General features: G+C 44.4%; 23 protein-coding genes and 1 pseudogene. 5 read left to right on the forward strand and 19 right to left on the reverse strand.

Features of this window, described 5'->3' with window-relative positions:
• From P5683_RS11745 to P5683_RS11755, 3 genes and pseudogenes are all read right to left on the reverse strand, one after another.
• A pseudogene (locus P5683_RS11745) lies at window positions 1-573 on the reverse strand (IS200/IS605 family accessory protein TnpB-related protein); the annotation flags it as partial.
• 4 nt (window positions 574-577) lie between these two features.
• Window positions 578-892: a hypothetical protein gene (locus tag P5683_RS11750; RefSeq protein WP_039932128.1), complete on the reverse strand. Its 315-nt coding sequence runs from the start codon at window positions 890-892 to the stop codon at window positions 578-580.
• Between the two features lie 107 nt (window positions 893-999).
• Window positions 1,000-1,362 carry an STAS domain-containing protein gene (locus P5683_RS11755; RefSeq protein WP_006618416.1) on the reverse strand — a complete coding sequence of 121 codons (363 nt, stop codon included), beginning with the start codon at window positions 1,360-1,362 and terminating at the stop codon, window positions 1,000-1,002.
• A 32-nt stretch (window positions 1,363-1,394) separates the two neighbouring features.
• Between P5683_RS11755 and P5683_RS11760 the strand changes: the two genes are divergently transcribed.
• On the forward strand, window positions 1,395-1,541 hold the full coding sequence (locus tag P5683_RS11760; RefSeq protein ID WP_006620772.1) for a hypothetical protein: 147 nt from the start codon (window positions 1,395-1,397) through the stop codon (window positions 1,539-1,541).
• Between the two features lie 287 nt (window positions 1,542-1,828).
• Here P5683_RS11760 and hemF read toward each other — a convergent pair whose 3' ends face one another.
• Window positions 1,829-2,872, reverse strand: coding sequence for an oxygen-dependent coproporphyrinogen oxidase (gene hemF / locus P5683_RS11765; protein WP_008049333.1), 1,044 nt, complete (start codon window positions 2,870-2,872; stop codon window positions 1,829-1,831).
• Window positions 2,873-3,123: 251 nt separating this feature from the next.
• Between hemF and P5683_RS11770 the strand changes: the two genes are divergently transcribed.
• From P5683_RS11770 to P5683_RS11780, 3 genes are all read left to right on the forward strand, one after another.
• Window positions 3,124-4,194 (forward strand): Mrp/NBP35 family ATP-binding protein, encoded by a 1,071-nt coding sequence (locus tag P5683_RS11770; protein ID WP_006620770.1) that lies wholly within the window; start codon window positions 3,124-3,126, stop codon window positions 4,192-4,194.
• Window positions 4,195-4,316: 122 nt separating this feature from the next.
• Window positions 4,317-4,511 carry an NAD(P)H dehydrogenase subunit NdhS gene (locus P5683_RS11775; protein WP_006620769.1) on the forward strand — a complete coding sequence of 65 codons (195 nt, stop codon included), beginning with the start codon at window positions 4,317-4,319 and terminating at the stop codon, window positions 4,509-4,511.
• Window positions 4,512-4,827: 316 nt separating this feature from the next.
• Window positions 4,828-6,564 carry a glycosyl hydrolase family 28-related protein gene (locus tag P5683_RS11780; RefSeq protein WP_315639988.1) on the forward strand — a complete coding sequence of 579 codons (1,737 nt, stop codon included), beginning with the start codon at window positions 4,828-4,830 and terminating at the stop codon, window positions 6,562-6,564.
• Window positions 6,565-6,625: 61 nt separating this feature from the next.
• On the opposite strand, the gene P5683_RS11785 is transcribed toward P5683_RS11780, so the two are convergent.
• The 14 genes from P5683_RS11785 to P5683_RS11850 all read right to left on the reverse strand — a co-directional run bounded on the left by P5683_RS11785 (window position 6,626) and on the right by P5683_RS11850 (window position 22,801).
• The gene (locus tag P5683_RS11785; protein ID WP_006620765.1) at window positions 6,626-7,270 is read right to left on the reverse strand and encodes a DUF938 domain-containing protein; all 645 of its coding nucleotides are present in this window, start codon (window positions 7,268-7,270) and stop codon (window positions 6,626-6,628) included.
• Window positions 7,271-7,384: 114 nt separating this feature from the next.
• On the reverse strand, window positions 7,385-7,825 hold the full coding sequence (locus P5683_RS11790; protein WP_006620764.1) for a DUF4332 domain-containing protein: 441 nt from the start codon (window positions 7,823-7,825) through the stop codon (window positions 7,385-7,387).
• 6 nt (window positions 7,826-7,831) lie between these two features.
• On the reverse strand, window positions 7,832-8,407 hold the full coding sequence (locus tag P5683_RS11795) for a GNAT family N-acetyltransferase (protein WP_006620763.1): 576 nt from the start codon (window positions 8,405-8,407) through the stop codon (window positions 7,832-7,834).
• Between the two features lie 2 nt (window positions 8,408-8,409).
• Window positions 8,410-9,261 carry a carbohydrate ABC transporter permease gene (locus P5683_RS11800; protein WP_006668034.1) on the reverse strand — a complete coding sequence of 284 codons (852 nt, stop codon included), beginning with the start codon at window positions 9,259-9,261 and terminating at the stop codon, window positions 8,410-8,412.
• On the reverse strand, window positions 9,243-9,803 hold the full coding sequence (locus P5683_RS11805; RefSeq protein ID WP_006620761.1) for a 5-formyltetrahydrofolate cyclo-ligase: 561 nt from the start codon (window positions 9,801-9,803) through the stop codon (window positions 9,243-9,245). The genes P5683_RS11800 and P5683_RS11805 overlap by 19 nt, the downstream gene beginning before the upstream one ends.
• The gene (locus tag P5683_RS11810; protein WP_006620760.1) at window positions 9,800-10,747 is read right to left on the reverse strand and encodes a GDP-L-fucose synthase; all 948 of its coding nucleotides are present in this window, start codon (window positions 10,745-10,747) and stop codon (window positions 9,800-9,802) included. The genes P5683_RS11805 and P5683_RS11810 overlap by 4 nt, the downstream gene beginning before the upstream one ends.
• Before the next feature lie 28 nt (window positions 10,748-10,775).
• Window positions 10,776-11,804, reverse strand: coding sequence for a GDP-mannose 4,6-dehydratase (gene gmd / locus P5683_RS11815; protein WP_006668033.1), 1,029 nt, complete (start codon window positions 11,802-11,804; stop codon window positions 10,776-10,778).
• Between the two features lie 204 nt (window positions 11,805-12,008).
• Window positions 12,009-12,746, reverse strand: coding sequence for a sugar transferase (locus P5683_RS11820; RefSeq protein ID WP_006668032.1), 738 nt, complete (start codon window positions 12,744-12,746; stop codon window positions 12,009-12,011).
• Window positions 12,747-12,937: 191 nt separating this feature from the next.
• Window positions 12,938-14,086: a glycosyltransferase gene (locus P5683_RS11825; RefSeq protein ID WP_006620757.1), complete on the reverse strand. Its 1,149-nt coding sequence runs from the start codon at window positions 14,084-14,086 to the stop codon at window positions 12,938-12,940.
• 274 nt (window positions 14,087-14,360) lie between these two features.
• Complete coding sequence (locus P5683_RS11830; protein WP_315639986.1) at window positions 14,361-17,489, reverse strand: BPTD_3080 family restriction endonuclease; 3,129 nt, start codon at window positions 17,487-17,489, stop codon at window positions 14,361-14,363.
• Between the two features lie 25 nt (window positions 17,490-17,514).
• Complete coding sequence (locus P5683_RS11835) at window positions 17,515-18,096, reverse strand: DUF3226 domain-containing protein (RefSeq protein ID WP_006668030.1); 582 nt, start codon at window positions 18,094-18,096, stop codon at window positions 17,515-17,517.
• Window positions 18,096-19,190 carry an ATP/GTP-binding protein gene (locus tag P5683_RS11840; RefSeq protein ID WP_006620753.1) on the reverse strand — a complete coding sequence of 365 codons (1,095 nt, stop codon included), beginning with the start codon at window positions 19,188-19,190 and terminating at the stop codon, window positions 18,096-18,098. The genes P5683_RS11835 and P5683_RS11840 overlap by 1 nt, the downstream gene beginning before the upstream one ends.
• Before the next feature lie 87 nt (window positions 19,191-19,277).
• Window positions 19,278-21,941, reverse strand: coding sequence for a site-specific DNA-methyltransferase (locus tag P5683_RS11845; RefSeq protein WP_315639985.1), 2,664 nt, complete (start codon window positions 21,939-21,941; stop codon window positions 19,278-19,280).
• Between the two features lie 356 nt (window positions 21,942-22,297).
• Window positions 22,298-22,801, reverse strand: coding sequence for a hypothetical protein (locus P5683_RS11850; protein ID WP_187758303.1), 504 nt, complete (start codon window positions 22,799-22,801; stop codon window positions 22,298-22,300).
• Between the two features lie 227 nt (window positions 22,802-23,028).
• Here P5683_RS11850 and P5683_RS11855 point away from each other — a divergent pair, with 227 nt between their 5' ends.
• Window positions 23,029-23,172 carry a hypothetical protein gene (locus tag P5683_RS11855; protein ID WP_006620749.1) on the forward strand — a complete coding sequence of 48 codons (144 nt, stop codon included), beginning with the start codon at window positions 23,029-23,031 and terminating at the stop codon, window positions 23,170-23,172.
• 145 nt (window positions 23,173-23,317) lie between these two features.
• Here P5683_RS11855 and P5683_RS11860 read toward each other — a convergent pair whose 3' ends face one another.
• Window positions 23,318-25,618 (reverse strand): hypothetical protein, encoded by a 2,301-nt coding sequence (locus P5683_RS11860; RefSeq protein WP_193520286.1) that lies wholly within the window; start codon window positions 25,616-25,618, stop codon window positions 23,318-23,320.
• Window positions 25,619-26,090: the final 472 nt, after the last annotated feature.

Consider the following 26,090-nt stretch of genomic DNA (forward strand, 5'->3'; position numbering starts at 1 on the left):
GGTATGAGAGCAGAAGCCTTTCTGGAGACTTCCACCTAGCCCCATCGTCTTACTAGCTCGTTTAGATACCGATTTCAGCCGCTTATCCCGACGGTCGCCGTTCCGCTGGACGCAGGTTCGAGCGGCTGCGGCGACTTCGTCTATGTCTCTGGCTGGATGAATAAACTCCCGATAGGTTACAGTGCCGTCAAAATTCACGACTGCCACGGTAGCGGTGGTGTTGATACCCAGGTCAACACTTACAACTCGACCCTCTCCCTCCCGTTGAGGTGGATGACACTCAAATGGAACTGAGAGATGACAGGCTTTTTTCTGCTCATTGAAGATAAGGGACGGTGACAGCAGCTTGTTACTATCTACGGTATGCCGTTCTCGTAGGCTGGTTATCTCAATGGTAGTCCAGACCCAATCAGTTCCGTTAAATACCTTGATGTCGATGCGGTCATAGCCATGGAGTTTATAGCACTGACCCTTATACAGGGTCGGATAACAGCCACTGTTGGGATTGAGTACGGGAGGTTTGGCATCCCGACGTTGACGAGTTCCCGATTGCCATTCCCGATATCGGGTCATGTAGCTACTGACTTGGCCAGAGCGCGAAGACGATGGCAGCCCTTCGGTAGTAGCTGGGGAACTTGTAAAAGGTCTGGTCAAATTGCCGGTATTTGGGGTTAGGGTTCTTGGCGGTTTGGTGAATCAGTTTCTCAACGGCTAGAACCCGTTTTTGACTCGATAACCCTCCGATAGACGGCCAATGGGTTAAGAGAATTCCCATCAAATGCCGACAGACACCTAGGGAGACCTCAACCGTTTGGCTCAGAAGCACTCGCGCTGCTGCTGTCGGGTTAAGATTCCATCGGTCTGTACGGATGATTGATGTGGTTTGTGCCATCACGCGCTTGCTATCCCAAGGTTTGTCAGATCGGCGGCTCCTTGACCCCCACCTGCCGTTGGGCGAGGTGGGGGAATGCGTGGCTATTTTTGTTCAAACTCACCGCCTTAACTAGCTCTGACACCGCCCTCTAAGGCTTCCTTTTCCGTCTCAAAAATCTCAAACACAGAATCCATCATCGTCACTTCAAATACCAGTTTGGCTTCTGGGTGAACATTACAGATGCGGAAACTACCCTTAACTTTATCAGCATCTCGCATACCAGCCACTAGGGAGGTCAACCCGGAACTGTCGATAAAGTTCACCTGACCCAAATTCACGACCACATGACGACTCAGCTTAGATATACATTCTTGCAGTTTGAGACGAAACTGCCAGGCGGTGGTGATATCTAAGCGTCCTGTTGGTGCTAATACTATGACCTTAGTGCCATCCTGGGTCGTATGTTCCTTTTGATCGATATGAATCACTGACCGTCCCCTCTGAAATTCTTGATTTTGCGATGGTTGCTTCTTTGACTGTGACAGTCCCCGCCAAAACTGTGACGGGGATTTTCCTTGGTGATTTATACAGTAACCTGCTGGCTGCTGAGTATTCACCCAGTCACCATAATGGTTTTTCTAGGCAGCCTCAAGCCGAAAGAAAATGAAAGTTCTTGGAGCTATCAAAGACCCCATCCCTCAGAAAGTATAACCCCAACAGAGGCGCAAACCTTCCCAACCACAGCTCTTTGTTCACCAAGCGCGTTCTAGTCAGCATCAGGCCAATACCAGCCAAACTTGGGTCTAGCAACAGCATTGACCCTTGACCAAGAATACCATTGCAGTTATCAGATTCGCTGTTGTCCGGGGACTGAATCAAGATCAATTTCTGTCCTTTTCCCTCCATCTGGCAGTCAGTCCCCCCTAGCAAGTCCCATGAGACTTACGGTTGAACCTAGACCTGTGACTGAGGATCCGTCCAGTTAGACCAATCTTGAGGTTTCAAGAACGTCTCATAGAGTTCAGCTTCCGGCGTACCCGCTAATGGTTGATAACCATATTCCCATCTTACCAAAGGAGGTAAAGACATGAGAATCGACTCAGTGCGACCCTTGGTTTGCAACCCGAAAATTGTGCCTCGGTCGTAGACTAAATTAAATTCTACATATCTTCCTCGACGATAAAGCTGGAAGTTCCGTTCACGATCGCCATATTCTATAGAATTACGGCGCTCTACAATCGGACCGTATGAGGGTAAGAAAGATTTACCACAATCTTGGATAAAACTAAACAAGCCCTCCCAGTCCCGTGATTCCGGTGCGCCCATGCGATCGCTATAAGTCGCCGCCTCGCTTTCAGTCTCCTGCCCACGATACAGCAAACCCTCACCGCCTTGGTAATCAAAGAAAATGCCACCAATTCCCCTGGCTTCATTGCGGTGTGTCAGATGAAAATATTCATCACACCAGCGTTTAAACACCGGGTAATATTCGCTATGATGGCGATCGCAAGCCTCCTTTAACGTCTTATGGAAGTGAGCTGCATCTTCCGCAAACGGGTAGTAGGGAGTTAAATCCGCACCCCCACCAAACCACCACACCGGGCCCGCCTCGAAATAGCGATAATTCAGGTGAACAGTTGGCACATAGGGGTTACGGGGATGTAACACCATCGAAGTTCCCGTCGCATAAAATCCATTACCCGCCGCCTCTGGACGCTGGCTTAAAATCGACGGTGGCAAATTCTGGCCCCAAACCTCCGAAAAGTTAACTCCCCCTTGTTCAAACACATTACCTTCTCGGATCACCCTAGTCCGACCGCCACCCCCTTCCGGGCGCTCCCAAGCATCCTCTACAAAGGTTTTCGCCCCATCTAGTTTCTCTAATCCGGCGCAGATTTCATCCTGAATTTGTTTCATCCACTGACTCACGCGCTCCCGCGAGTCCGCCGGAGGGGGTGATTGAACTGTAGCCGTATCAGAAGCCGTCGAAACTGTCATCATCTAATTAAGCTCTTGTATGTTAATATTTTCGCACTTGATGAGCCACCAACTCACAGAAAGCGAAATTATTTCATCTTCCCCGCTTATGGATTCCTCAGTCAAGTTGTTTAACCCATAAGTCCATATAACTTAACAGTTAACTATGGAAATCTGCCCGGTGGGACTACCATTTGCCACTACCAGCAGTAACAACACCCTTTCCCAGTTAAGCTATTAGCAGTATTACCAGATAGCAACAGCCATATATCATGCCAGATAAGTTAGATGCCAGTTCCGTACTGGAAGTTTTAAGACCCGTTCAAGACCCCGAACTACAAAAGAGTTTGGTGGAATTGAATATGATCCGTAATGTGAAAATCACTGGCGGAGATGTCCGTTTTACCCTGGTTTTGACCACCCCCGCTTGTCCTCTGCGCGAGTTTATCGTCGAAGATTGTCAGAAGGCTGTTAAACAGCTTCCCGGAGTCGAAACCGTCGAAGTAGATGTCACGGCGGAAACTCCACAACAAAAATCTCTCCCAGACCGTCAGGGAATTAGCGGGGTGAAAAATATCTTCGCTATTTCTAGCGGTAAGGGTGGGGTTGGTAAAAGTACCGTTGCGGTTAATGTGGCCGTCGCTCTCGCCTCTACCGGCGCTAAGGTCGGTTTGATTGATGCTGATATCTATGGCCCCAATGACCCCACTATGTTGGGTCTGGCTGATACTCAGGTCATGGTTCAGCAAACTCCCGAAGGCGATCGCTTGGAACCCGCTTTTAACTATGGCGTTAAGTTGGTGTCCATGGCTTTTCTGATTGACCGCGATCAACCTGTCATTTGGCGCGGTCCTATGTTAAATGGCATTATCCGACAGTTTCTCTATCAGGTGTATTGGGGTGAGTTGGATTATCTCATTGTCGATATGCCGCCCGGAACCGGAGACGCTCAGTTAACCCTCGCACAAGCTGTTCCTATGTCTGGGGCGGTCATTGTTACTACTCCCCAAGAAGTCTCTCTGTTGGACTCCCGCAAAGGCTTAAAAATGTTTGAACAGTTGGGTGTGTCTATTTTGGGCATTGTCGAAAATATGAGCTATTTCGTCCCCCCAGATCTCCCCGATCGCAAATATGATATCTTTGGCACGGGCGGCGGTCAGAAAACTGCTGATGATTTGGGAGTACCACTATTGGGCGCTATTCCCCTGGAAATGCCTGTCCGACAAGGTGGGGATTCTGGGGTTCCTATTGTGGTCTCTCACCCCGACTCCGCCTCCGCTCAGGAGTTGACTGCGATCGCAAAAAAAATCGCCGCTAGGGTCTCGGTTATGGCTCTGGCTTAACTCTCTTCCCTTCCCGGCACCAGGGATAATTGACCTTCATCAATTCCTCTGGCTGCCTGGCTTGCTCATACCTCACTCAGTATCTGAGAAATTACACCATTCTTTTTGAGGATAATAAACACATGATTCTACCAGGTTCCGCCGTTCGCGTTATTAATGCTGATGATACCTACTATGAGTTTCAAGGACAAGTCCAAAGACTCGCTGACGGCAAAGCTGCCGTTTTATTTGAAGGCGGAAATTGGGATAAATTAGTCACTTTTAAACTCTCTGAACTAGAGGCGATCGACACTACCACTGGACGCAAAGGTAAGTAGTTTACATCCTCTCGCTAGAATTATGTTAAGTTTTGTAACGGCCCCGCCTCAGTGGGGTGGGGTGGGGTTGCTTTTTCCTGACCCCCGTGCTACTATATTAGATAATGGGGATATTCGCAATTTCAAAATTTGTTAACAGATTACCATTATGCTACAAGAGTATGTCAATATCTTACCATGATTTTCCGCCGCCTGTCAACCCCCCAACCCATCTATAATTGATACCAAGATTTCCCTTTTCCCCCAAACCAAAATCATGTTAATTCCTCTAGTCTATGCGACCATAGTTTTTCCAACAGATGCGGGTGTAGTGGACGTGACCACCTATGGCGCTATTCCTAACGATGGAAAGGACGACACGGAGGCAATTCAACAGGCATTAAACGACCACCCAACCGGAAATCATATTTTCTACTTTCCTGATGGAGTGTATAACGTTAGCGGTCAAATTAGATATGCGGGAACCGAAAAACGGAACATTCTACAAGGTCAAAGCCGTGACGGAACCATTATTAAACTTGATGATAACTCCGGTTTAGATACATCAGTAATTTGGACAGGTTCCCCACCAGCGCAAAGATTTCGGAACAGTATTCGAGACCTGACCGTTGATATTGGTCGCGGTAATCCTAACGTTAATGGGATAGATTTTATTGCCAATAATCAGGGTTCAATTCGCAACGTTAAAATCATCTCAAGAGATGGTCAAGGGAGAATCGGCTTAAACCTTTCCATCGATGAAAATGGGCCCCTACTAGCTAAAGATATTCATGTAGTTGGATTTGATATCGGCATCCAAACCTGGAACCCTACAGCCAGTCAAACCCTGGAACATATTACCCTAGAAAACCAAAATCAGTACGGCTGGAAAAATTTTAATCAAAATGTTTTTGTCCGAGGCTTACAGAGTACCAATCAAGTGACAGCCATTTGGAATATGCCTGATGGTGGTAGTGTTTTTACGCTGATTGATTCTGTGTTAACTGGATTCGGTTCTGCTTCGGAATTGCCAGCGATTCATAACCAAAAAGCAATGTATGTTCGCCAATTGAGAACTTCGGGATATCAACAGGCAATTTGGCAGAATGATAAAGGTCGTGGTAATGCTTCTCAACCTGATGGTTATGTGAAGGAGTGGATAGCTAGGGGAGAGTTTCAGAGTCTTTTTGACAGTCCCCAAACTATGCTAAATCTGCCGATTAAAGAAACCCCAGAATTGCCTTGGCATGATTTATCAGAGTGGGTAAGTCCCCTGGCTTATGGGGGGAATCCTAATGATGGTATTGATGACACACAAGCGATACAAGCTGCTATTGATTCGGGAGGGAAAACTGTTTATCTTCCTAATGGGGTTTGGGATGTTAATGGCACTTTGGAATTAAGGGGTAATGTACAGCGGTTAATTGCTACGGAAGCTAGAATTGTTGGTGATGGTGTCATTAGAATTGGACAAGGAACATCCCCGACGGTGATTATCGAAAGAGTAGAGGCAGCTTCTATTTCTATTGTACATGAAAGCGATCGCACTTTGATTATTTCTAGTTCTCTTGTCAATAGCTATAGTAGTACCCAAGGAAACGGCGGAGATGTCTATATTGAAGACGTTGGCGGCGGTCCCTGGGTGTTTACTAATCAAAATGTGTGGATGCGTCAAATTAACCCGGAAATTACACATAGTCCTAGGATTACCAATGATGGCGGGTCTCTGTGGATTCTTGGATATAAAACCGAAGATGAGGGGACTTTGGTTAAAACCATTAATGGCGGGAAAACAGAAGTATTAGGCGGCTTGATTTTAAATGGCAGATTTGCAGATATTCCCGGATTTATTAACATTGATTCATCCCTGAGTTATGTTAATGTTGGGTTTCTCACTTTTAGTGGCGGTTCAATACCTATTGGAGTGGCAGAAACCCGTAATGGTGTCACCCTCATGACTGACCAACTACCACCCTACTACACTGGTTATCAGCAGCCAACATCCTCCCGTCAATCTGAAAATTTCCTAGTCAGTTGGTGGCGGTTTATACTCCGACTATTTGCTATGGTTTAATGGCGAGTTGGGGTAGGCAGTTTACGGTAAAATTAGACGACTTGACCTCAGTAACTCAGGATTAACAACGCCTGAAAACTACGGAAAAATTATTGGCAGGCATGGGGACGGTTTCCACCAATTCTAGGTGATAACCCTTGGCTAATTCTACCACATCATCAAGGTTTCTGACACCCCACTTGGGGTTAGAAGTTCGCAAATATTCATCAAAGGAAGCGTTACTAGGTGCGGTGTGTTTTCCACCGATTTTATAGGGTCCATAGAGATATAAAATTCCCCCTGTTTTCAAAATGCGATCGCTTCCCGCCATTAACCCTTCACAAGCCGACCAAGGCGAGATATGAATCAGGTTAATTGCTACAATAGCAGTGATGGGAAATTCCGATAATTCCAAAGGTAAATTATTCCCTTCGACTGACCAGGGGTTAGCTTCTACGTCTAACCCTAGGGGAGGGTAGAGATTATCTGAAGGGTAATGAGTTTGCCATGCTTTAATACTCTGTTGTAACAAAGGTTGCGGGTCGGAAGGTAGCCACCGCCTAGGTGAGAGACGGGGAGCAAAAAAAACCGCGTGTTGTCCTGTGCCGCTGGCTACTTCTAAGACGGTTCCCGTGGGGGGTAACACCCTTTTTAATACCTCTAAAATCGGTTGACGGTTTCTTTCCGTGGCTGGTGCATTTTGTCGCAAATCTTCGGAAAAATTCATGATTTAATCTGGTCATATATTTGAGATTTGGGCGGCTTTGATAAACCCGAATATTGAGAAATAAGTGATTATCTCCGCTACCCATATTATACATCTTTTGATGATGCTTGAATGTTAATTTTTACCCAATCTTTGAGATTGTTTAATCCAGGTTTGGATGACATCAATAGATGGACATATTTGGCGAGATTTAATGGTTCCTACATATAGCCGTAAAATCTGTTTATGTAGTTGTTGAATAGACATCTGAGAAAGTTGATTGACTGAACTTACGCCACTATGTAATAAGACACCACAATATTGATAACCAATACTGGGAACCCTGGCTAAGTCGGACATTGCTACCCATTTACTGATATTTCTGATGTTGATACCTAGTTGGTTGGATAAGGCGATTTTATGAGCATTATTACTCCCGCGCGCGAGAAGTTGCTGGGTGTTTTGAATACCACATTTATTCAGGAGTTTAATATTATCTGCATCTAACCCAGGTAGTTGAGAAATTTCCCAATAACAGGAGGTAATTTTTGGATGCTTAGTTGTGGGATGATTCATAATTAATTATTTGGATTCAGAATGGTTGTCCAGTCTCAAAGATTTAGCCATCAAAATATCAGGTTTCCCGATACCATTAGCATCGGGGACTACTCCCATAATCACAAAACCGCATTTATGATAAAACTCATAGGGATGGCGACCATGATTTTTTATATTAGCAATATGTTCCCAACAGTGGGGGTATAATTCGACACCAGATAGGGAGGTTAAATGATTTTCGTCATCGGTACCCAACCATAAAGTTAAGCCTCCTTGTAACCGCACATAATCCTCTAAATGAGCGACCAATTTTCGCCCTATTCCCAACCCTTGATAATCCCTTCTGACTACCAAAGGATGTAATTCCCAAACATGACCTTGATATTGACTAATCCCACCAATCCAGCCTAGAATATTATCATGGTCATCGACGGCGACCAGATTAACTCTACCGTCGCCAAAAGACTCCATAACCTCGGCTAAACCACGTTGATAAGTCGGCCAAGCATTCGGCCAATTTTCCCGAAATTCTGCGACTAATAAAGTAGCCGCCTGGTGGATATGATGTTGATTATTAGGACTGAGATTAATAATCCTCATCCTTAACCTTTGACCCCCGTAGCTGTATCTGTAGGGACAATATACCGTTGTACTATTAAAAATAGTAGTAACACAGGGGCAATAGAAATGACGGAACCGGCGGCGACTATCCGCCAATCGAGAGAGAAAGTTCCGGCTAGATTTGCTACCCCTAAAGGCATGGTATAATATTCTGGGCGATCGACTACAATTAAGGGCCACAGAAAATCACTCCAAGACCCGATAAAGACAAAAATGGCTAAAGTCATTAAGGCGGGACGGACTGAGGGTATCATAATATGCCACCAAATGCCTAATTCTGAACAGCCATCAATTCTGGCTGCTTCTTCTAACTCTTTGGGAACTCCCATAAATGCCTGTCGCAAGAGAAATATACCAAAAGCTGAGGCTAAGGATGGAAAAATAATGCCTAAATAAGTATTTCTTAATCCTAACTGTACGGCTAGAATATACAGGGGAATCATGACAATCTGAAAGGGTATCATGATGGTGGAAACGATCGCACTTAGGAGAAAATCGCGACCCCAAAAGTTTAATCGCGCCAAAGGATAGGCAGCCAAGGAACAAAATAGCAGATTTAATCCGACGGTTAAAACGGCGACGAGGGTACTATTAAATAAATAGCGACCAAAGGGATTAGTTTGCCAAACTCTGACAAAATTCCCGAAAGTAGGTTCCCGAGGAATAAACTGGGGGGGAACCTGAAAGATGTTTTCGGTAGGGGATTTAAAGGCAGTTCCCACCAACCAAAATAGGGGAAATAGCATAGCGATCGCTATAGCAATGAGTACCATATAAGTAGCGATCGCCCGATAATTTACGCGGCCACCAGAAGTTATTTTGACAACTCCCATATACCCTCCTCAGTACAAACCGCGGCCAAAGGCTGGTCCCAACTATCCCTAGGGAGAGTATCCACCCTGGCGGCCGCAAACACAATTCCCACGGTAGGAATTTTAGACCACTCAGACCGACTCAACATCCGGTCATAAAATCCTCCCCCATATCCTAACCGATAGCCACAGCCATCACAGGAAACGGACGGAACCAGGATTAAATCGACCTGAGACGGCTGCAAAACCGGTAAGCTGGGGTCTGGTTCCATTAAACCAAAAGACCCCCTTTGGCGGGCATTTTCCGGCCGCCAGTGATGCCAAATCAAAGACCCATCCACACAGCGAGGAAACCCCCAGACCTTTTCTGGGGAGACGTACCAGAGAGGACTCAAATCGGGTTCTTGGCGAAAACTAAAATAAGCCAAGATAGTCTTGGCTTGCTGAAATCGCCACCAACGGCGTAGATGGTCAGTAATGCGATCGCTATTTTGTCGCCAAACAGTCGTGGCTAGAGATTGGCGATCGCTTAACAAACGGCGGCGTAGTTGAGACTTACTCACAGATCAGGATTTTGTCGATACCAGTCAATAGTATTTTTCAGACCCTGGCGAAACTCGACCTCAGCCACAAACCCAAACCTTTCCTTAGCGCGATTTGTGTCTAAACAGCGGCGCGGTTGACCATTAGGCTTATCAGTTTCCCAGACAATTTCTCCCTGAAACTCCATCAACTCACAAATCAACTCTACCAGGTCCCGAATAGTAATTTCATAATTAGTCCCCAAATTCACCGGGTCTGGTTCGTCATAATGTTGGGTAGCCATGACAATTCCCCGCGCCGCATCAGTCGAGTAGAGAAACTCCCGACTAGGACTACCATCACCCCACACCGGAAGCTGTTTATCCCCCCGTTGTTGTGCTTCATAGACCTTACGCACCAAAGCCGGAATCACATGGGAACTTTTCGGGTTAAAATTATCCTCTGGGCCATAGAGATTCACCGGCAATAAGTAAATCCCATTAAACCCATACTGCTGTCGGTAGGCTTCCAATTGTACCAATAGCGCCTTTTTGGCTATCCCATAGGGGGCATTAGTTTCTTCTGGGTAGCCATTCCATAAGTCATCTTCCTGGAAGGGAACCGGGGTAAATTTAGGATAAGCGCAGATAGTCCCCACACAGACAAATTTCTTGACCCCTACTTGATAGGCTGAGTGAATCAACTGAGCCCCCATCATCAGGTTATCGTAGAACAACTCAGCGGGTTTTACCTGATTTAAGCCGATACCCCCCACATGGGCGGCCAAATGGATAATGATATCCTGACCTTTAGCGACTTGTTGACAGGCTTCTAAGTTTCGCAGGTCACAATTATGCGATCGCGGTACGGAAATATTTTCAGATTTAGCCCCCGCCTTCAGAAGCTGGTCAATCACCTGTTTTCCCAGAAAACCAGCCCCTCCCGTAACCAAAATCCGTTGGTCTTGTAAATCCAGAGTATTCATGTTATTTACCCGTCATTTAGTCTAAAAATTAATCAAAATGGTCTCCCTCTTCATGAGGTTCTTCCAATAGTGTTAGGTCACTATCAACCATCAGCTTTACCAATTCCTCAAAAGACACTAACGGCTTCCAACCCAAGACATTTTGGGCTTTAGTCGAATCCCCAATCAGCAATTCTACCTCAGCCGGGCGTAAATAGCGTTCATCAAATTTGACATAATCATGCCAATCCAAATTGACATAATTAAAAGCCACATCCAAAAACTCGCGAATTGAATGAGTTTCATTAGTTGCCAACACATAATCATCCGGTTGATCATGTTGCAACATCATCCACATTCCCCGCACATAATCCTTAGCATAACCCCAGTCCCGTTTTGCATCCAGATTACCCAGATAAAGTTCCTTCTGCATTCCCTTCACAATCCTGGCTACAGCGCGGGTAATTTTGCGGGTAACAAAAGTCGGACCACGGCGGGGACTTTCATGATTAAACAGGATACCATTACAGGCAAATAAACCGTAAGATTCCCGATAATTAACCGTTTGCCAGTGTCCGTAAACCTTCGCACAAGCATAGGGACTACGAGGGTAAAAAGGTGTAGTTTCTTTCTGGGGGATTTCCTGAACTTTCCCAAACATTTCCGAAGAACCTGCTTGATAAAACCGCACCTGAATCCCTGTGCGCTGCTGATAATCTCGAATAGCTTCTAATAGTCTTAATACCCCTAAACCCACCGTATCAACAGTATATTCTGGACAGTCAAAACTGACCCGCACATGGGATTGAGCCCCCAAATTATAAATTTCTACCGGCTTAACCTCTTCTAAGATACGACGCAGAGTAGTACCATCTGTTAAATCCCCATAGTGTAAGAATAACCGAGCATTAGGATTATGGGGGTCTTTGTAAATATGTTCAATGCGGTCTGTATTAAAACTAGAACTACGACGAATAATTCCGTGAACTTCGTAGCCTTTTTCTAATAGTAACTCACTCAGATATGAACCATCTTGACCTGTGATACCTGTGATTAACGCTGGTTTACTGTTTGACATCTGACTATTTTCCTTTCCATACGAATCAGCCCGCCCATGGCGGTTGTCTATACTCTATTATGCACCCTCATGATTATTCCCTAGTGGGGCAAGTTTGCCACTGGCACTCATTATAAAAAACCCGGTTACTTAGACAAGAACCATAAATATCTTAACTCAGAAACCGGGTAGGACACATAATTTCTGATGACTCACCCCTCCAGGTTAATAAGCACCATTATCCTTGGGAAAAATTACCACACCAATAGTTTTGATAATGATCCATAAGTCAATCCAGAAATTCTTGAAATTAACATAGTGCAAATCAATCTGAACTCGACGAGGATAGGGAATATCATTGCGTCCTGAGACTTGCCAGAGTCCAGTGATTCCCGGTCTGATGGTCAGAACCTTATCCATGTGACGACCATATTTATGTAATTCCTCGGCTACCAGGGGTCTAGGGCCTACTACACTCATATCACCTTTGAGAACATTCCAGAATTGGGGAAACTCATCAAGGCTAGTCACACGCAAGAATCTACCTATCCAGGTAATTCGAGGATCATGTTTAAGTTTAAACGTATCCTGAAACTCTTGGCGGAGATTAGGAGAGGTTTCCATGATCTCCATCAGCATCTCATCTGCATTACTAACCATGGTCCTGAATTTGATACAACCAAACCGTTGGCGATTTTTGCCGACTCTTTCCTGGACGTAAAACACGCTACCAGGGGAACTCAGGGCAATTAACAAGCTCAGTATCAAATAAACCGGAGAAAACAAAATCAGAACCGATAGGGAAAACACAATGTCAAATGAACGCTTAAAAAAATCTCCGTTCAGACTCTGTACCAGAGACAGGGTTCGTTGCTGACGCGGACGCACTAAGGGTACAAAGCCACGCCTTGTAAATGCACGTCGAAGTCCCCTACCGAAGATAAGTTGGCTATTGGCAGTCATCTTACTCCTTCAATTCACACCACACACAGTCATGATCATAAAGCCTTGAGACACTCAATAAGGATGATTGAGTATCTTGTACTCATATACTAAGATCCCAGATGGCAGGTCGTCACCGGGGAACCAGTCTGGACAATCCACCTAAATTAGGGCTTTTCAGCTTTTCTGGCTCTCTTAAATACTTTGGCATTTTAGCTGAAATTTTGGGAGTCCATTGTGTTCAAACACTTATCTACGAAATTAAGATAGTCCTCCCGAAACCGACTTTGATCAAATTGACTCGCATGAGTTCGGATAATTTCAGGATGAAATTGCCCATTGAGACTTTCAAAGACTTGGACTGTCTCCATTAAACCTGTTTCTGTTTGCGGCGTAAATAATAACCCTGTCCCGGAGTCGGGATATTTGCGAATATCTCGCACGGTTTCTGTCGCGCCTCCTACTCCTAATGCGATCGCAGGTGTTCCGCAAGCCATGGCTTCTACGATCGCCATTCCAAAGTCTTCGCAGGCGGCATAGACAAATGCTTTGGCTTTGGACATATATTCCCCTACTGCCTGATCACTTTGCCAACCTAAAAGCTGGATATTATCTTTGGCAATTTTCTTGATGCGATCGCATTCGGGACCTGTGCCAATTACTACCAGCGGATAACCCAATTCGTTAAAGGCTTTGACAATTAGGGAAATTTTCTTGTAACTCACCAGACGGCAAACGGTCAGATAAAAATCTTCTTTTTGGGCCTGAAATTTCATATTGTCCATCGCCACTGGGGGATAAATTACCTTCGCCTCACGACGGTAACATCGCCATATCCTCCGGGCTGTATGTTGAGAGTTAGCAATAAAATAATCAACCCGGTTGGCTGAAATCACATCCCATTGCCGTAGTTGGTGCAGCAACACACGGGTTAACATACCGGGGACTCCTGAGCCGACAGAGCTACCTCTGAGATAGTCAAAGGTGAGATCCCAAGCATAGCGCATAGGAGTGTGACAATAGCAAATATGCCTTTGTTGAGGCGTTGTAATCACTCCCTTGGCTACAGCATGGGATGAAGATAATATTACGTCATACTCCCGCAGGTCCAACTGTTCGATCGCTAACGGTAATAGCGGTAAATATTTCTGTACACCATTTCTCGCCCAGGGAAAGTCCTGTAAAAATGTGGTCCCAATCTTTCGCCCATATAGATAACTGTCAGGATTACTTGATTCAAAATCAATCAGCGCATAAACTTGGGCATCAATATGCTTGAGAATTTCTCGCACCACTAACTCTGACCCCCCTGTGGCTTTCGGTGTTAACCATTCATGGACCAGAGCATACTTCAACGACACAACAGATATCTAACCCCTAATGCCTTCAGAATTTACTATCTCACAGGGCGGAAATTAATTGTGAACTGTGTTAATTTTTTTTAACCAACCCCCCGACCCACACCCTGGACCCACACCCGTGGCTGTTGCAGAAATCACTTTCCACTGGGTCCCCCATAGCCGTTTCTTACGGTCTATTTAGTGGTAGCTTGGCGATTATTTAACATAGTGCGATCGCCTCTTTAATGGTATCATATCCAACTCATAATTTAACTACAATTAAGGCAGAATTATATCACTGGGAATTAATTTCCGCCATCAACTGATCTAAAAACTCCCGAACTTGGTTCAGCTTGCACATTCGATAATCCCAATGTCCGAATCGACCATCGCTGTTAACAGCTTTCACCCAGCGCAAAGCCGCCGCCTTTTTCTCCTCGGTTCCCTCGTAGATATAACCCTTGGTTTCCAGGATAACGTAGTGGGTGGCGGTAGTTTTCAGACGGATGATAAAATCCGGGTGGTAGTCGCGATCGCTGCCATCATAATAATAGGGAATAGTAAACCCTAGCCGTTCATTTTTCACGAAAGCCTCAGTAATTGGGTGAGTGTCGATGATGTAGGCGCTGGCTTGTTCCCATTGATCCGTATCTGCTACCACACAGTTGATATGGCAATGCTGCACACTGTAGACTTTCTTACTGGTCCAGAAATTGATATCATCGGTTGAGCCATTACCGCGATTAGCTTCATATTTGGGAATTTCTGGGGCTTCTCCTGCGTCAGTATCAGGGTAAATCGCACCGTTGAGATTTTCGATCACCCAACCATAATAGGGGGCTAACCAAACATCAACCAACTGACACGGCTTGACCACCTTGATTTTTTCGGTGAGGTAGCGATCGCAAATAGTTCGCAGTTGAGGGAAGAGAACATGAGGCGGCGCTTCACAATTGGGATTTTGACAATAGGTTTTAGTCAAATCTGCGGCTAACTTAAATACTAACTCTTGCAGCCTTTTCCCTTGGCGGTAAGGATTGAGATCCAAACTTTTTAACTTACCTGGGCCACAAAGACTGGGGCGACCTTGATTATTGGGGAGAGTGGCTTTAATCTGCACCTCTGGTGCAATATTGAACGGGTCAATTGTCAATGGTGCGATCGCATCCCAATCCACAGTCACGCGATTTTGGATACCCTGACAGAAGCCTTCCACTCTGGGAAATTCGATGCGGTATTGTGTCTTTCCCGCGACCGAGTAAATATGGTGGCGTTTTTCAGGTTTCTTGAGTTTTCCCCCTTGGGGATTGGCTTTAAAGGGGACAACCTCAAAGGGAACCCCGAAGATATTAGCGGTTTCCTCGGCAAATTTACCATCCTCGGTGAGTTCATAGCTACGTCGCCGCAAACCTCGCCCCACCACTTGCTCACAGAGTAACTGAGACTGAAAGGGTCGGATACCGATGATGTGGGTCACAGTCCGAGAATCCCAGCCTTCTGTCAGCATTCCCACGGAAATGATACAGCGGATATCCCGACCTGGTGGATGAAGCGATCGCCCTAATTTCATAGCCAGGTCATAGAAATCTTCCGGGTAGATAGGTCTTCCTTGGTCATCACAGGGCCAGTTAACCTGACCCACTGTATCCAGGGTAAAGCGCATCCATTTCGAGTCATCGGATCTGCTGTTCCCGGACTCCAACTCTTCCACCACTTTGGAGTCTACGCGAATGGTATTGGTTTCGGTTTCACTATTGCGAAGGGATGCCAAACCTAATGAGGGGATGTAACCTGGTTTAATATCCTCAGCAATCCATTCATAGAGGACCTTGGCAATTTTGGTATTTTTGCAGACGATGATAAAAACTGGCGGTCTGGGGTCATCGGGGTTTTCTGCCCACAGTTTACGGGTGTTTTCCCAATTCCCACCTAAGATGATAATAGGGTGTTGAGTATGTTTTAGTACAGCTTCCGGTTTCGGTGCGCTGCCTTTTTTACCCCGTTCTGTTGGGGTCATTTGGTTGGTAATCCATTTCCAAATGTTAAAATAGGCTAGTTCTGCCATTTGAGCCCCGGTGGTATCTCGCGCGGGAAGCTGGGGGATTTTCACTAACCCCGATTCAATGGCATCCATCAAGCTAAAGTCACTGACTACCCAAGGAAACGGTTTATTACTATCTTTTCCAGCGGCTTGTAAATAGTACGGGGTAGCCGATAAATCTACGCACAGATTCACCGTCCGGTATTTGTGGATGCGATCGAGTCCTTCCACCCAGATAGTGGCTTCCTTTTGGCTGTAGTCGGTTAGTTCCTCATCCTCATCTTGGTCTGATTCAGCTTGTGCGATGCGGTAGGCGTGATGTGCTTCATCATTCAGAACTAGGATGCGTTTTTTATTACCAATTTCAGCGGTCAGTATGCGCCGAATCCAAGCCGCGTCACTTTCCAAGTAGCGGGTTTGTTCAACTTTCACAGTTTTGAGATTTCCTTGGCGATCGCGGTCTTCCTCCAAAACTTTAATCTGTCCCAGGTGTTGCTGTTGTTCCAACTTTTCCAGGGTCAGGTAGCGGGTCCCTCGCATGGTGTCATTTTTTGCGCCAATCTTAATGGCTTCTGTGGTAGTAACCGGAAGTCCCACTTTCACCACTTTGGCTGACTCATTCCCTGGGGTGGGAGGCGATCGCTTTTCAAAAATATGCCAATTAGTCACCAACACTTTCCCCCGTCTCAGTTTATCCATCAGGTGAGGGGGAACCAAGTCTCGCATTCTGTACAAGCTGGCTTCCCCATTCGCCGGGTTTAATTCTTCTAAGCGTCTCTTGATAGTGACGTTGGGACAGACAATCAACACCACATCAGAGAATTTGGGATTTTGGCGATCGCTCACTTTATTGAGAATTGACCACGCCGCCAACATCCCCATTACCGTCGTTTTTCCCGAACCCGTAGCCATTTTGCAAGCGTAGCGGGTGAAGGTTTTGAGAGTTACATCAGCAGGTGAGTCAATGGGAACATCAATTCCTTGCTTTAAATCTCCTCTGGCTTCCGTTAGGAAAATAATTGTTTCCGTCGCTTCCATTTGTGTAAAAAATAGACGGTGTTCTCTCCCTTCTCGCTGCCAGTAATTCAGCAAGTCTAAAGTAGTCCGGGTTACGCCGGGATAACCGAGCGATCGCCATTCTTTGACCCTTTCCCTCAGTTGGTTAACCAGCGTCATTTCATACCCCGGATAAAACTCTTCCACCGGGGATGGTTTCAGAACCTCCCCCAAATCCCAATCTACATTACCTTCTAGTGGTGGATAAGCGATCGCTGGACGACGACCCTTAATCAGTTCCGGTTCATAGCCATCTCGGATAAACCAATAGTGGGACGGTTCATCAAACGGCGAATTAAGGATTGGTTCGTTTACTTCGTAGGTCATCGTTATAATTCTCCATTTATTTAAACTAAATATTTTTGATAAATTCTATAATCTGTTGAAAAGCCTCATCCTCCAATTTAATATATCCAGATTCTACCGCCTCTCCCAATCTTTTACCTGGGTTAACTTGACTCGCCAACCAAGCATGAATTTTAGCTTTTGCCAAATTTTTAGGAGTTCTTTCGCAACGATTATATATACATTCCAGAAAATCATCAACACATTGAATTTCGTTGGCTGCTATTGATTTTAAGCAGAGGTCTTCCAACATTCCCGGAGAACCATTATCTGGCATAATAAACTGAGTAATCTTGACAGTACCCGCCGCACTAAAATTTGAGTTAGAGATGAAATTATCTATACTTTCTGATGCGGATTTAAACGATTCATCTGCATCTCGAGTAATTCCCAGAGATTGCAATTGTTGATAGCCAGGAATTAAATGTAAACTTTTCAAAAATTTTCCCAGATTGCCTTTTCCCTCATAAGACTCTACTTGAATATCCTCAATTTTCAGGGATTTTATTAGCCTAGAAAAAACAATCTTTTCTTCAATCCCTTCACCGATAATCAGTTTTGGCTTATCAATCCTTATCGGTTTCCTCATTATCTCATCTCCAAGTTCAAATCGATAGAAGTTTCAATATTTTCTTTTTCATAAATCGCAGTTTTAATTAAATTGGTATCCTGTTCTCTTTCCAGTCGAAAATATCGAAAGTCATAGCTTGCTAAATTCTCAAAGGCTTCGTGAGCAGAATTAATACATTCCTGGCTATGAGTTGTGGCAAAAATTTGGGTGTTAAATCTCTCGCTGGCTGCCGCTATTGATTCCCAGATTTTAGCCATGACGGAATAGTGTATGCCATTTTCTATTTCGTCGATTAAAACCGTCCCTCCTGAAGCATTCATGATAGATAAAACCATCGATAATAACCGACTCATACCCTCTCCCATTAACGAAACAGGAATTAAATAATTCCCTCCGATATCACCATTAATCATAGGGACTCCCCCTGTCACCAACACAGATAAGCGTTTTAGTCGTGGTTCTAATATCTTCAGTATTTCGACAATTTCATCCTGCTTATTTTGAGCCTCCAAAAAGCTAAATCTTTCCGCGTCTTCAGTCCGCGAAATTACCAGGCGACTACTAATAAAATAGCTGGGGGGAAAAGTGGGGATTTCTAAGTCTTCCGGTGATTCATCTTGGTTGACTATACCTAAACGTGGCGTATCAGGTTCTTCCTTGTCTGGTGCTAAAAACATGGTAAATTGTAAAGGTTTTTGGTCTCCAATTTTGAACTCTAATTTCAAATCTTTAAGGGTTTTGCGTCGGTGAGAAGTCAAAGTTAGGGGAAATAGTCTGGGACTCGCCGCTTTTTCTAGGCTTAATTTCAGTTCGCTTTTAATGTCTTGTTCATCGATAACTTGGATTTTAATTGCTTTATTGGCTTTTTTTTGGTAGAATAACCATTCACATATTTCTTCTACGTCAAAAGTCCTGGGACTAAAAACTCCCCTATCAAAGTTTAGCTTCAAGGGAATTTCCATAGAACCCAAGCTGGTCATTAAATAAATGGCTTCCAATAAAGCAGTTTTGCCAATATTGTTCATTCCCCCAATTAAGTTGACTCGCTCTATTTGGCTAATAGTCAAGTCTTCAAAACATCTAAAGTTTTTGACTGTGATACTTTTAAACATAATGGAAAACTCATATCTACTTCGATACAATTTCAATTTTTTATGCTGAGAATTATTCGTTAATTGTTAACTCATCTACTCTCACAATTAAATCTTCTCAGTAACTAACAATTCATTGCCTCGGTCATCAATCACCTTAACCGCAATTTCTTTATACTCCCCCGGTTCAAACGGTGCGCTTTTGGTTCCCGCCAAATGTTCCCAAACTTCATCATCATAGGTTCCTTTTAGTGCTTTTTTAATACCCTCCCAAGCACTGGTGCGGGGGAAGAATGCTTGATTAACGTGGAAACATAGACCATTATAGTCCGTGTCGAGAAACCATGCAGGCACATTTTTTCCGGGTTGTGATTCCACCTCCATTGTCGTCGGGTCGAAAACATCCAAGCCTAGTAACTCTACTTGATATTTTCCATCCTCCGTCCTGTGTACTTTAATTTCAGGGAGTCCACAGACACTAAAGATTTGAGAACTTTTCATGTGTTTGAGTAAGTCCCCCATCAATAAATCAGGGGTGGCTTGAATATAAGTAGCCGGAATACTCATGGTGTCTTGGCAGTGTTCCACAAACTGACGCGCGATCGCTGAAATAGCAAAGCCAATCACAAATAAATGAGCATACTTTTTCGAGTGTGCTTCCCGCGCCGCTTCAAATACTGTCCGTTCCGCGATCGCTCCATTTTCTGGCCCAAACAGGAAGGCGATCGCTTTCTCAGTTTCACTGGTTTCCGCAATTTCTAAATCCCTTGCTTGAGTCATTGCTTCTGCTGATAAATTTCGCGATCGCGCCGTTTCCCGAACTTGATAGAGCCTAATGGTGCGATTTTGGGGAAGGTGCAATATCGGAGACTTTCTGAGAATTTCCAGCATTCGCTGTTCATAAGACCTATGATTTTCAATCACCACCGCTTCTGTTTCCGGTTCCTCTTGGTTTTCCATATCCACCGGAGGCGGGATGGTTCCCTCAATGGTAAACGGACTACACACCCGCACAATACTGTTATCTACTTCGGGACGGTCTACTAAAATTTCCTCCGCCGGAGGTTCATCATTAGCGATACTCTTGAGGGTAATATGCGGCACAATTCCCCCCACTTCTTCCCCTTTCTTGTTCTGCTTCCGTTTATACACAAACCCACCACTGGGGGAATTACCGTCTTTTAGTTCATACCACGGGAAAGTTGCGGTTAATAGTCTCTGTCTTGCTAAGGCTAAGGGAACTCTACTCACATCACAAGTTATCCACCTTCTCCCCCACTGTTCCGCTACATAAGCAGTCGTCCCACTTCCGCAGGTTATGTCGAGGACTAAATCACTGGGGTCTGTGGTCATTAATAGACAGCGTTGGATGACTGTAGAAGTGGTTTGAACTACATACATCCTACTTCCAAACTCAATTGTGTCTTGCCATGAATTAATTAGTGAGGTATAGCCAAAATCACTAAGGTACAGTTTATAGTAAAGTTTATTCCCAAGGGTAAATAGTCTATTTTTATTTTTTAAACGTTCAATACCCTCTTGAGTTGTTCTCCAGCTTTTTCCTTTAACAGGATAAAATGTTTGATTATCAAAAACAATAGGAAAAGTGCATGAAGGAGTATAACCAGATGAACTTAAGTTAGAACGCTTAAATATTTTATTTTCCCTAGCGGTATTTTCAAAGTCAAGCATTTCACTTTTGTCTAACTTGCGATATTTGCCATTGTCTACATCAGCGAAAGAAAACTCTGTCCCTATCCCTACATTTTTGGGAACAAAAATATTTCTATATTTAATCGAATTTGAATCTTTGGCATACCAACAAATATAGTCAAAAACTGACTCAATATTACCAGACTCTAATGGCATCATCGTTTTAAAATTTATGTTGGCAACAAAATTCTCCGCCCCAAAAACCTCATCCATAATTTCCCGGACATGATGAACATTCTCATCAGAAATCTGGACAAAAACACTGCCACTCTCAGTTAATAATTCCCGCGCCAATAATAACCTATCTCTTAAATAAGATAAATAGCTATGTAACCCCAATTCCCAAGTATCGCGGTAGGCTTTAACCATCTCCGGTTCGCGGGTAAAGTGTTCATCCTCGTTGTGTTTAACATCCCGTTTTTTCACAAAAGGCTGAAAATTCGAGCCAAACTTCACCCCATAAGGCGGGTCCATATAAATCATCTGTACTTTCCCCGCCATGCCTTCATATTGTAGCAGAGAATTCATAGTGATTAAAGAATCCCCCAAAATCATGCGATTAACCCAATTTCCTTGGTATTCGTAAGCCCTCAGAATTTGGTCAGTAATCGACCATTCGGGGTCATTAAAGAGGTCGAAAAGATTAAGTTGATTATCCCCCTTTTGATGAGATTTGAGAGTTTCAATAATCGCCCTAGTCGAAAGTCTTTCATGCACAAATAGTGGCAATGTTGGCACTTCCAAACTGCTGCGTTCTGCTTTTCCAGACCAATTAAGGAAAGGTTCCCCCATAGACTTCAACTCAAGGGCGGCGGCTTGTGCTTCTTCCAAACTGGTAGCATTGAGAATTTTAGTAATTAAAGCCTCCGCTTTTTCCCTGGCTGGGTTTTCATCCCAATTTAACTCCGGTGCGAGGGAAGAATCATAGCGATAGGTAACGGGAGGTTTAGGCTTCTGAAATTGTGATTCTGTGCCAATATCCGGTCGTTGGGGATGTTGTTTATTGTGGGTGTAGTCCTGAACTTCTTTCAGCTTTTTGGGAGTGTTTTTTCTAGGCATAATTACTCCAGGGGTCTAGTCTGGTAGATAGCAGTTGAGCGAACCCAATCCTCTCTCAGACAGTATACACTCTCGGCTGACATCATAAATATAAAGATTTTCCCATCATTATTCCCCGTCAAAAACCCAGAATTTTAAGATTAATTTAACAATTGCTGAAACCGACCAATCACAGCCTGTCAATTGTCAATCCCCAACCGCCAAGAAATCCCCACCCCAAAGCGATCGCACCTATTGGGACAGCCATATCATTATGCGATCGCTTCTGAGATTTGACCATGAACCGAAATTAAACTCTGATCAAAAACCACAGAAGTCATTAACTATTATGGCTAACAATTAGACAAGTTTAACCGTCACTTAATAGCTACTTTAGCTTGTCCGATTTCACAAGTCATTCCTTGACGACACCAACCCGCCCCTATTATATCATTGAACATCACATCTACATCAACTACAGAAACTTTAAATTCCGCATTTGGGGGCGCACTGAGGCTAAATCTGCATAGATAAGAATTGGAACAGTTAGGGTTCTTAATACTGTCAGGTGTAGAACCATCAGGAATACAAACAGTTCCCAATCTTTGATTAGACAAACAAATTGCCAAATCCGGGGCTCCATTTAATACATCCCAAGACTCATTGTTATATTTGCTCTGTTCCACTGCAACATCAACGGTTATTATATCAGCATGAGACGGTTCAGGAAAGCCGAATACAATTAAAACTAGCAGGACTAGACATAACACATAACTCCTGAACAAATTACGGAAATCCCAGGGTTTATAAATCCCTTTATTTCCTAGTAATTTGGCTAGTGGCGGCCGATATTTAAGGTTAATTTGATGCAGTGTATACATGGAATTTCACCGATTTATAGTTAGTGTTACTATCATTCTGCCAGCACAACCCGCCACTGACAGCATACCCCCTATTGGAGAGGGTAGCTAATCGCGGAACGGCTGTACAAGACGCGAACCAAATCCTCTGTCAGACAGTATACACTCTCGGCTGACATCATAAATATAAAGATTTTCCCATCATTATTCCCCGTCAAAAACCCAGAATTTTAAGATTAATTTAACAATTGCTGAAACCGACCAATCACAGCCTGTCAATTGTCAATCCCCAACTCCCAAGAAATCCCCACCCCAAAGCGATCGCTCCTTTATTCTCCTTCCCCATAGCCGTTTCTCACCCTCTAGTTAGTGGTAGCTTGGCGATTATTTAAAAGGTGCGATCGCTCCTATATGCTACTTGATTAATCATGTAATACATCCCACGCAGTCCCTCTCCCACCTGGGGAGAGGTATTGAGGCTTAGGGTAATATTTTCAGCCAATTCTCAACAACCTGTCATCTCCAATTCCACCTCAATTAATCGCGTTTTTTCGGGTTACTTTTACTCATTTCTTGACTCAAAGATTCTAAACTCAAAAATTCATCATTATCATCGATTTTTGATGATGATTGATTTTCCGCCTGTTCAAAACTGCTCAAGATATCATCAAGAGTTACATCAGAATCACCCCATTCCGTCAAAGGATTATCTGATACAGTTGCCGATTTTTCGGGTTTACCCGCCGAATTAGAAGCAGCAGAACGCGATGTTTTAACACTCGAATTTAGCTCGCCAAACAAGTTATCAAAAGTAATCATTTCCTCCTCAGAAGGCATAGAAATCGGTTGATAATCCTCCCCGGAATCTTCAGCTAAGATATCTTCAGCTAAGATATCTTCAATCTCATTAGATTCCGGGCTCTCTAACCTAGCCAATTCTGCCTCTAATTGTTCCAGGGTACTCTTATCAACTAACAGCCGAGAATCCATCGATTCATCATCATCGCTACCATCATCAACACCCGGAAGCAAATTCTCATCAGGAGAAGCATAGATAAACTGTTCATCCTCCTTTAAATTGGGTTCTTCAAAGATATTACTAAAATCTTCAAAAGTATCCTGACTAGCAGATGGAGAAGCCTTTTGATTGGGCGTGTCTCTATTCATCTCTACTGGCTGATTTTGATTGATATTTTCGCTCAAAATATCGTCATCCTCCCAGAGAAGTTCCTGAGCATCATCTGGCTGTAAACTTCCGTATAAATCTAATTCTTCCGACACAGAGAAGCCATCAAACGGGTCTGACTGGCTACCATTTCCACCCCCCGCAGAAGATACATTTCTCCGAGTTTCTCTCGCCACTGGTAGCTCTTCCTCTGGGGTATCCTTAAACAAATCTTGAGTATCCAACCTCAGATCTTCCTCATCAGGTTCTGATTCTGATAAATCTGTAGATGTCTCTGTAGATGTCTCTGAGGTATCCCCAAATAAATCCTCAGCATCCCAACCCCCATCATCTACCGATTCAGGAGAGATATCAGCAGCAGTTTCCGCCACTATATCATCACTATCATCAGCCTCATCATCACCGAATAAATCAGCACCCCAATTCCCCTCATCTACGGGTTCAGGGGGGATATCAGCAGCAGTTTCCGCGACTATATCCTCTTTTGGTTCCGGTCGTGGTTTTGATTCGATGGGAGTTTCGGAAACTCTAGTGGGTAAGGGAAGTTCCACCCCCGCAAAAGGAAAGAAATCATCGTGATCGGGAACAGAAGATATCTCTGGAGACGGTTGAGTTTCGGGAGTCATAACCACCCCCTGCTGACCGATCGCATTAGGTTTAAGCGGGGGAGTACCCTGTCTAGGTTGTAGGTCAAGCAGTTGTATAGAAGATTGAAGTTCAGAGGTTGTAGCCTGACTCAACTGCTGGGTGAGATAATTAATCCAAGCCGAAAGAATCACCTCTCCCTGTTGTCCCAAACCGTGCATTTTCTCAATATTTTGGGACAGAGATTCCTGATAAGTTTGTAAATTGCTTTGTAGGGCTTCAAAAATGACACTTAAACTAGAATCAAGGGTCATCAGCATCTGATCAGACTGAGCCTGTAGAGTCCGCATTTGTTCCAGTCGTTGGGCTGGAGTGAGTCGGGGTAACATCTTAGAAGTTTCCAACTCCTCCGCATAGTCCCCACCAGCATCAGAAAAAACCCGAACATCGCGGCTACTGTTTGCGCCTTCACCTCCCCGACGACCCAAAGCCGTAGTGGACTCACTGGGGGTAGTCTGAACAGTATCCCCCAACAGCAGGGCGTTAATAACCTGTTCCTCCAGGTTACTGAGGGTTTCGCTAACACTCTCAGTGAGACTTTCCTGAAGACGATTCATCAATTCTTGCAGAAACTCTGTAATAATTTGCTGCTGGTCGTGGGATTGGTCAACGGAGAGCAGATTTTCCTGTCGCCGCAGTTCTAAAGCTCTGATATCCTGTAATAGCAGTTGTCGCTCATGGCGTAACTCTTCTACCTCAGACTTTAGCAAAGCCGAAAGTCGCGATCGCAAATAACCCATTTCTTCCCGCAAGGCTTGCCAAAAATTCTGCTGTTGGGACTCCGAAAGAGATGATGGGTCAGCGGAACCTGTAGATCTCAGGGACAATGAAGAGTCATCAATATCTTGTTGAAGAGATACGAGATAATTCCGAACACGCTGCAACACTTGACGGGCGCGGGTCACGGTTTCCCCAAAAGCCACCCAAGGTAGCCTGGGGCTGGGTTGACTCAGTACCTCGTCAATTTCAGCAATAAGAGTCTGAATTTGATCCTGATGAGAAGTCAAGGGAGGGACCTCAATTTACTAGCGTTTGACGAGAAAATTTAACCGGGATATCAATATAGTTTGAGTTTCAATAGTCCAGATTTAACCTTTAAAATAGTGTTCAGTGGAGTAAGGGTAGCTATATGCTTGGCCAAAAGTTGGGGTGACTACCCCCAGCTCGCATCTGTGAGTTAACATCCAATTTAGGTTAATTTTGCTAGGATACAGTGATTTTGACTCTATATCCCTTTAAAATGATAACCTGCCTGTGCCAATCTAGTTCTCAACTCATCCCTGGTTAGTCTACTGTGTAGACTGATGCCCTCAATTATAATCAAAGCCAATCTCGGATGAGATCCGTAGTCAAACCTTAGCTATTGTAGTTAAGTACATCGAAACTCCACAATAATAGTGGTATCGTTTGACTAAAGTTGGCTCTGTCAGCACCCCCGGCTGAAGCACGGGGGCTTCGTGCCCCCCTTTCAGGTAGCTC

Origin of the sequence: Limnospira sp. PMC 1279.21, assembly GCF_032349615.1 — a bacterium.
Lineage (GTDB): Bacteria > Cyanobacteriota > Cyanobacteriia > Cyanobacteriales > Microcoleaceae > Limnospira > Limnospira fusiformis.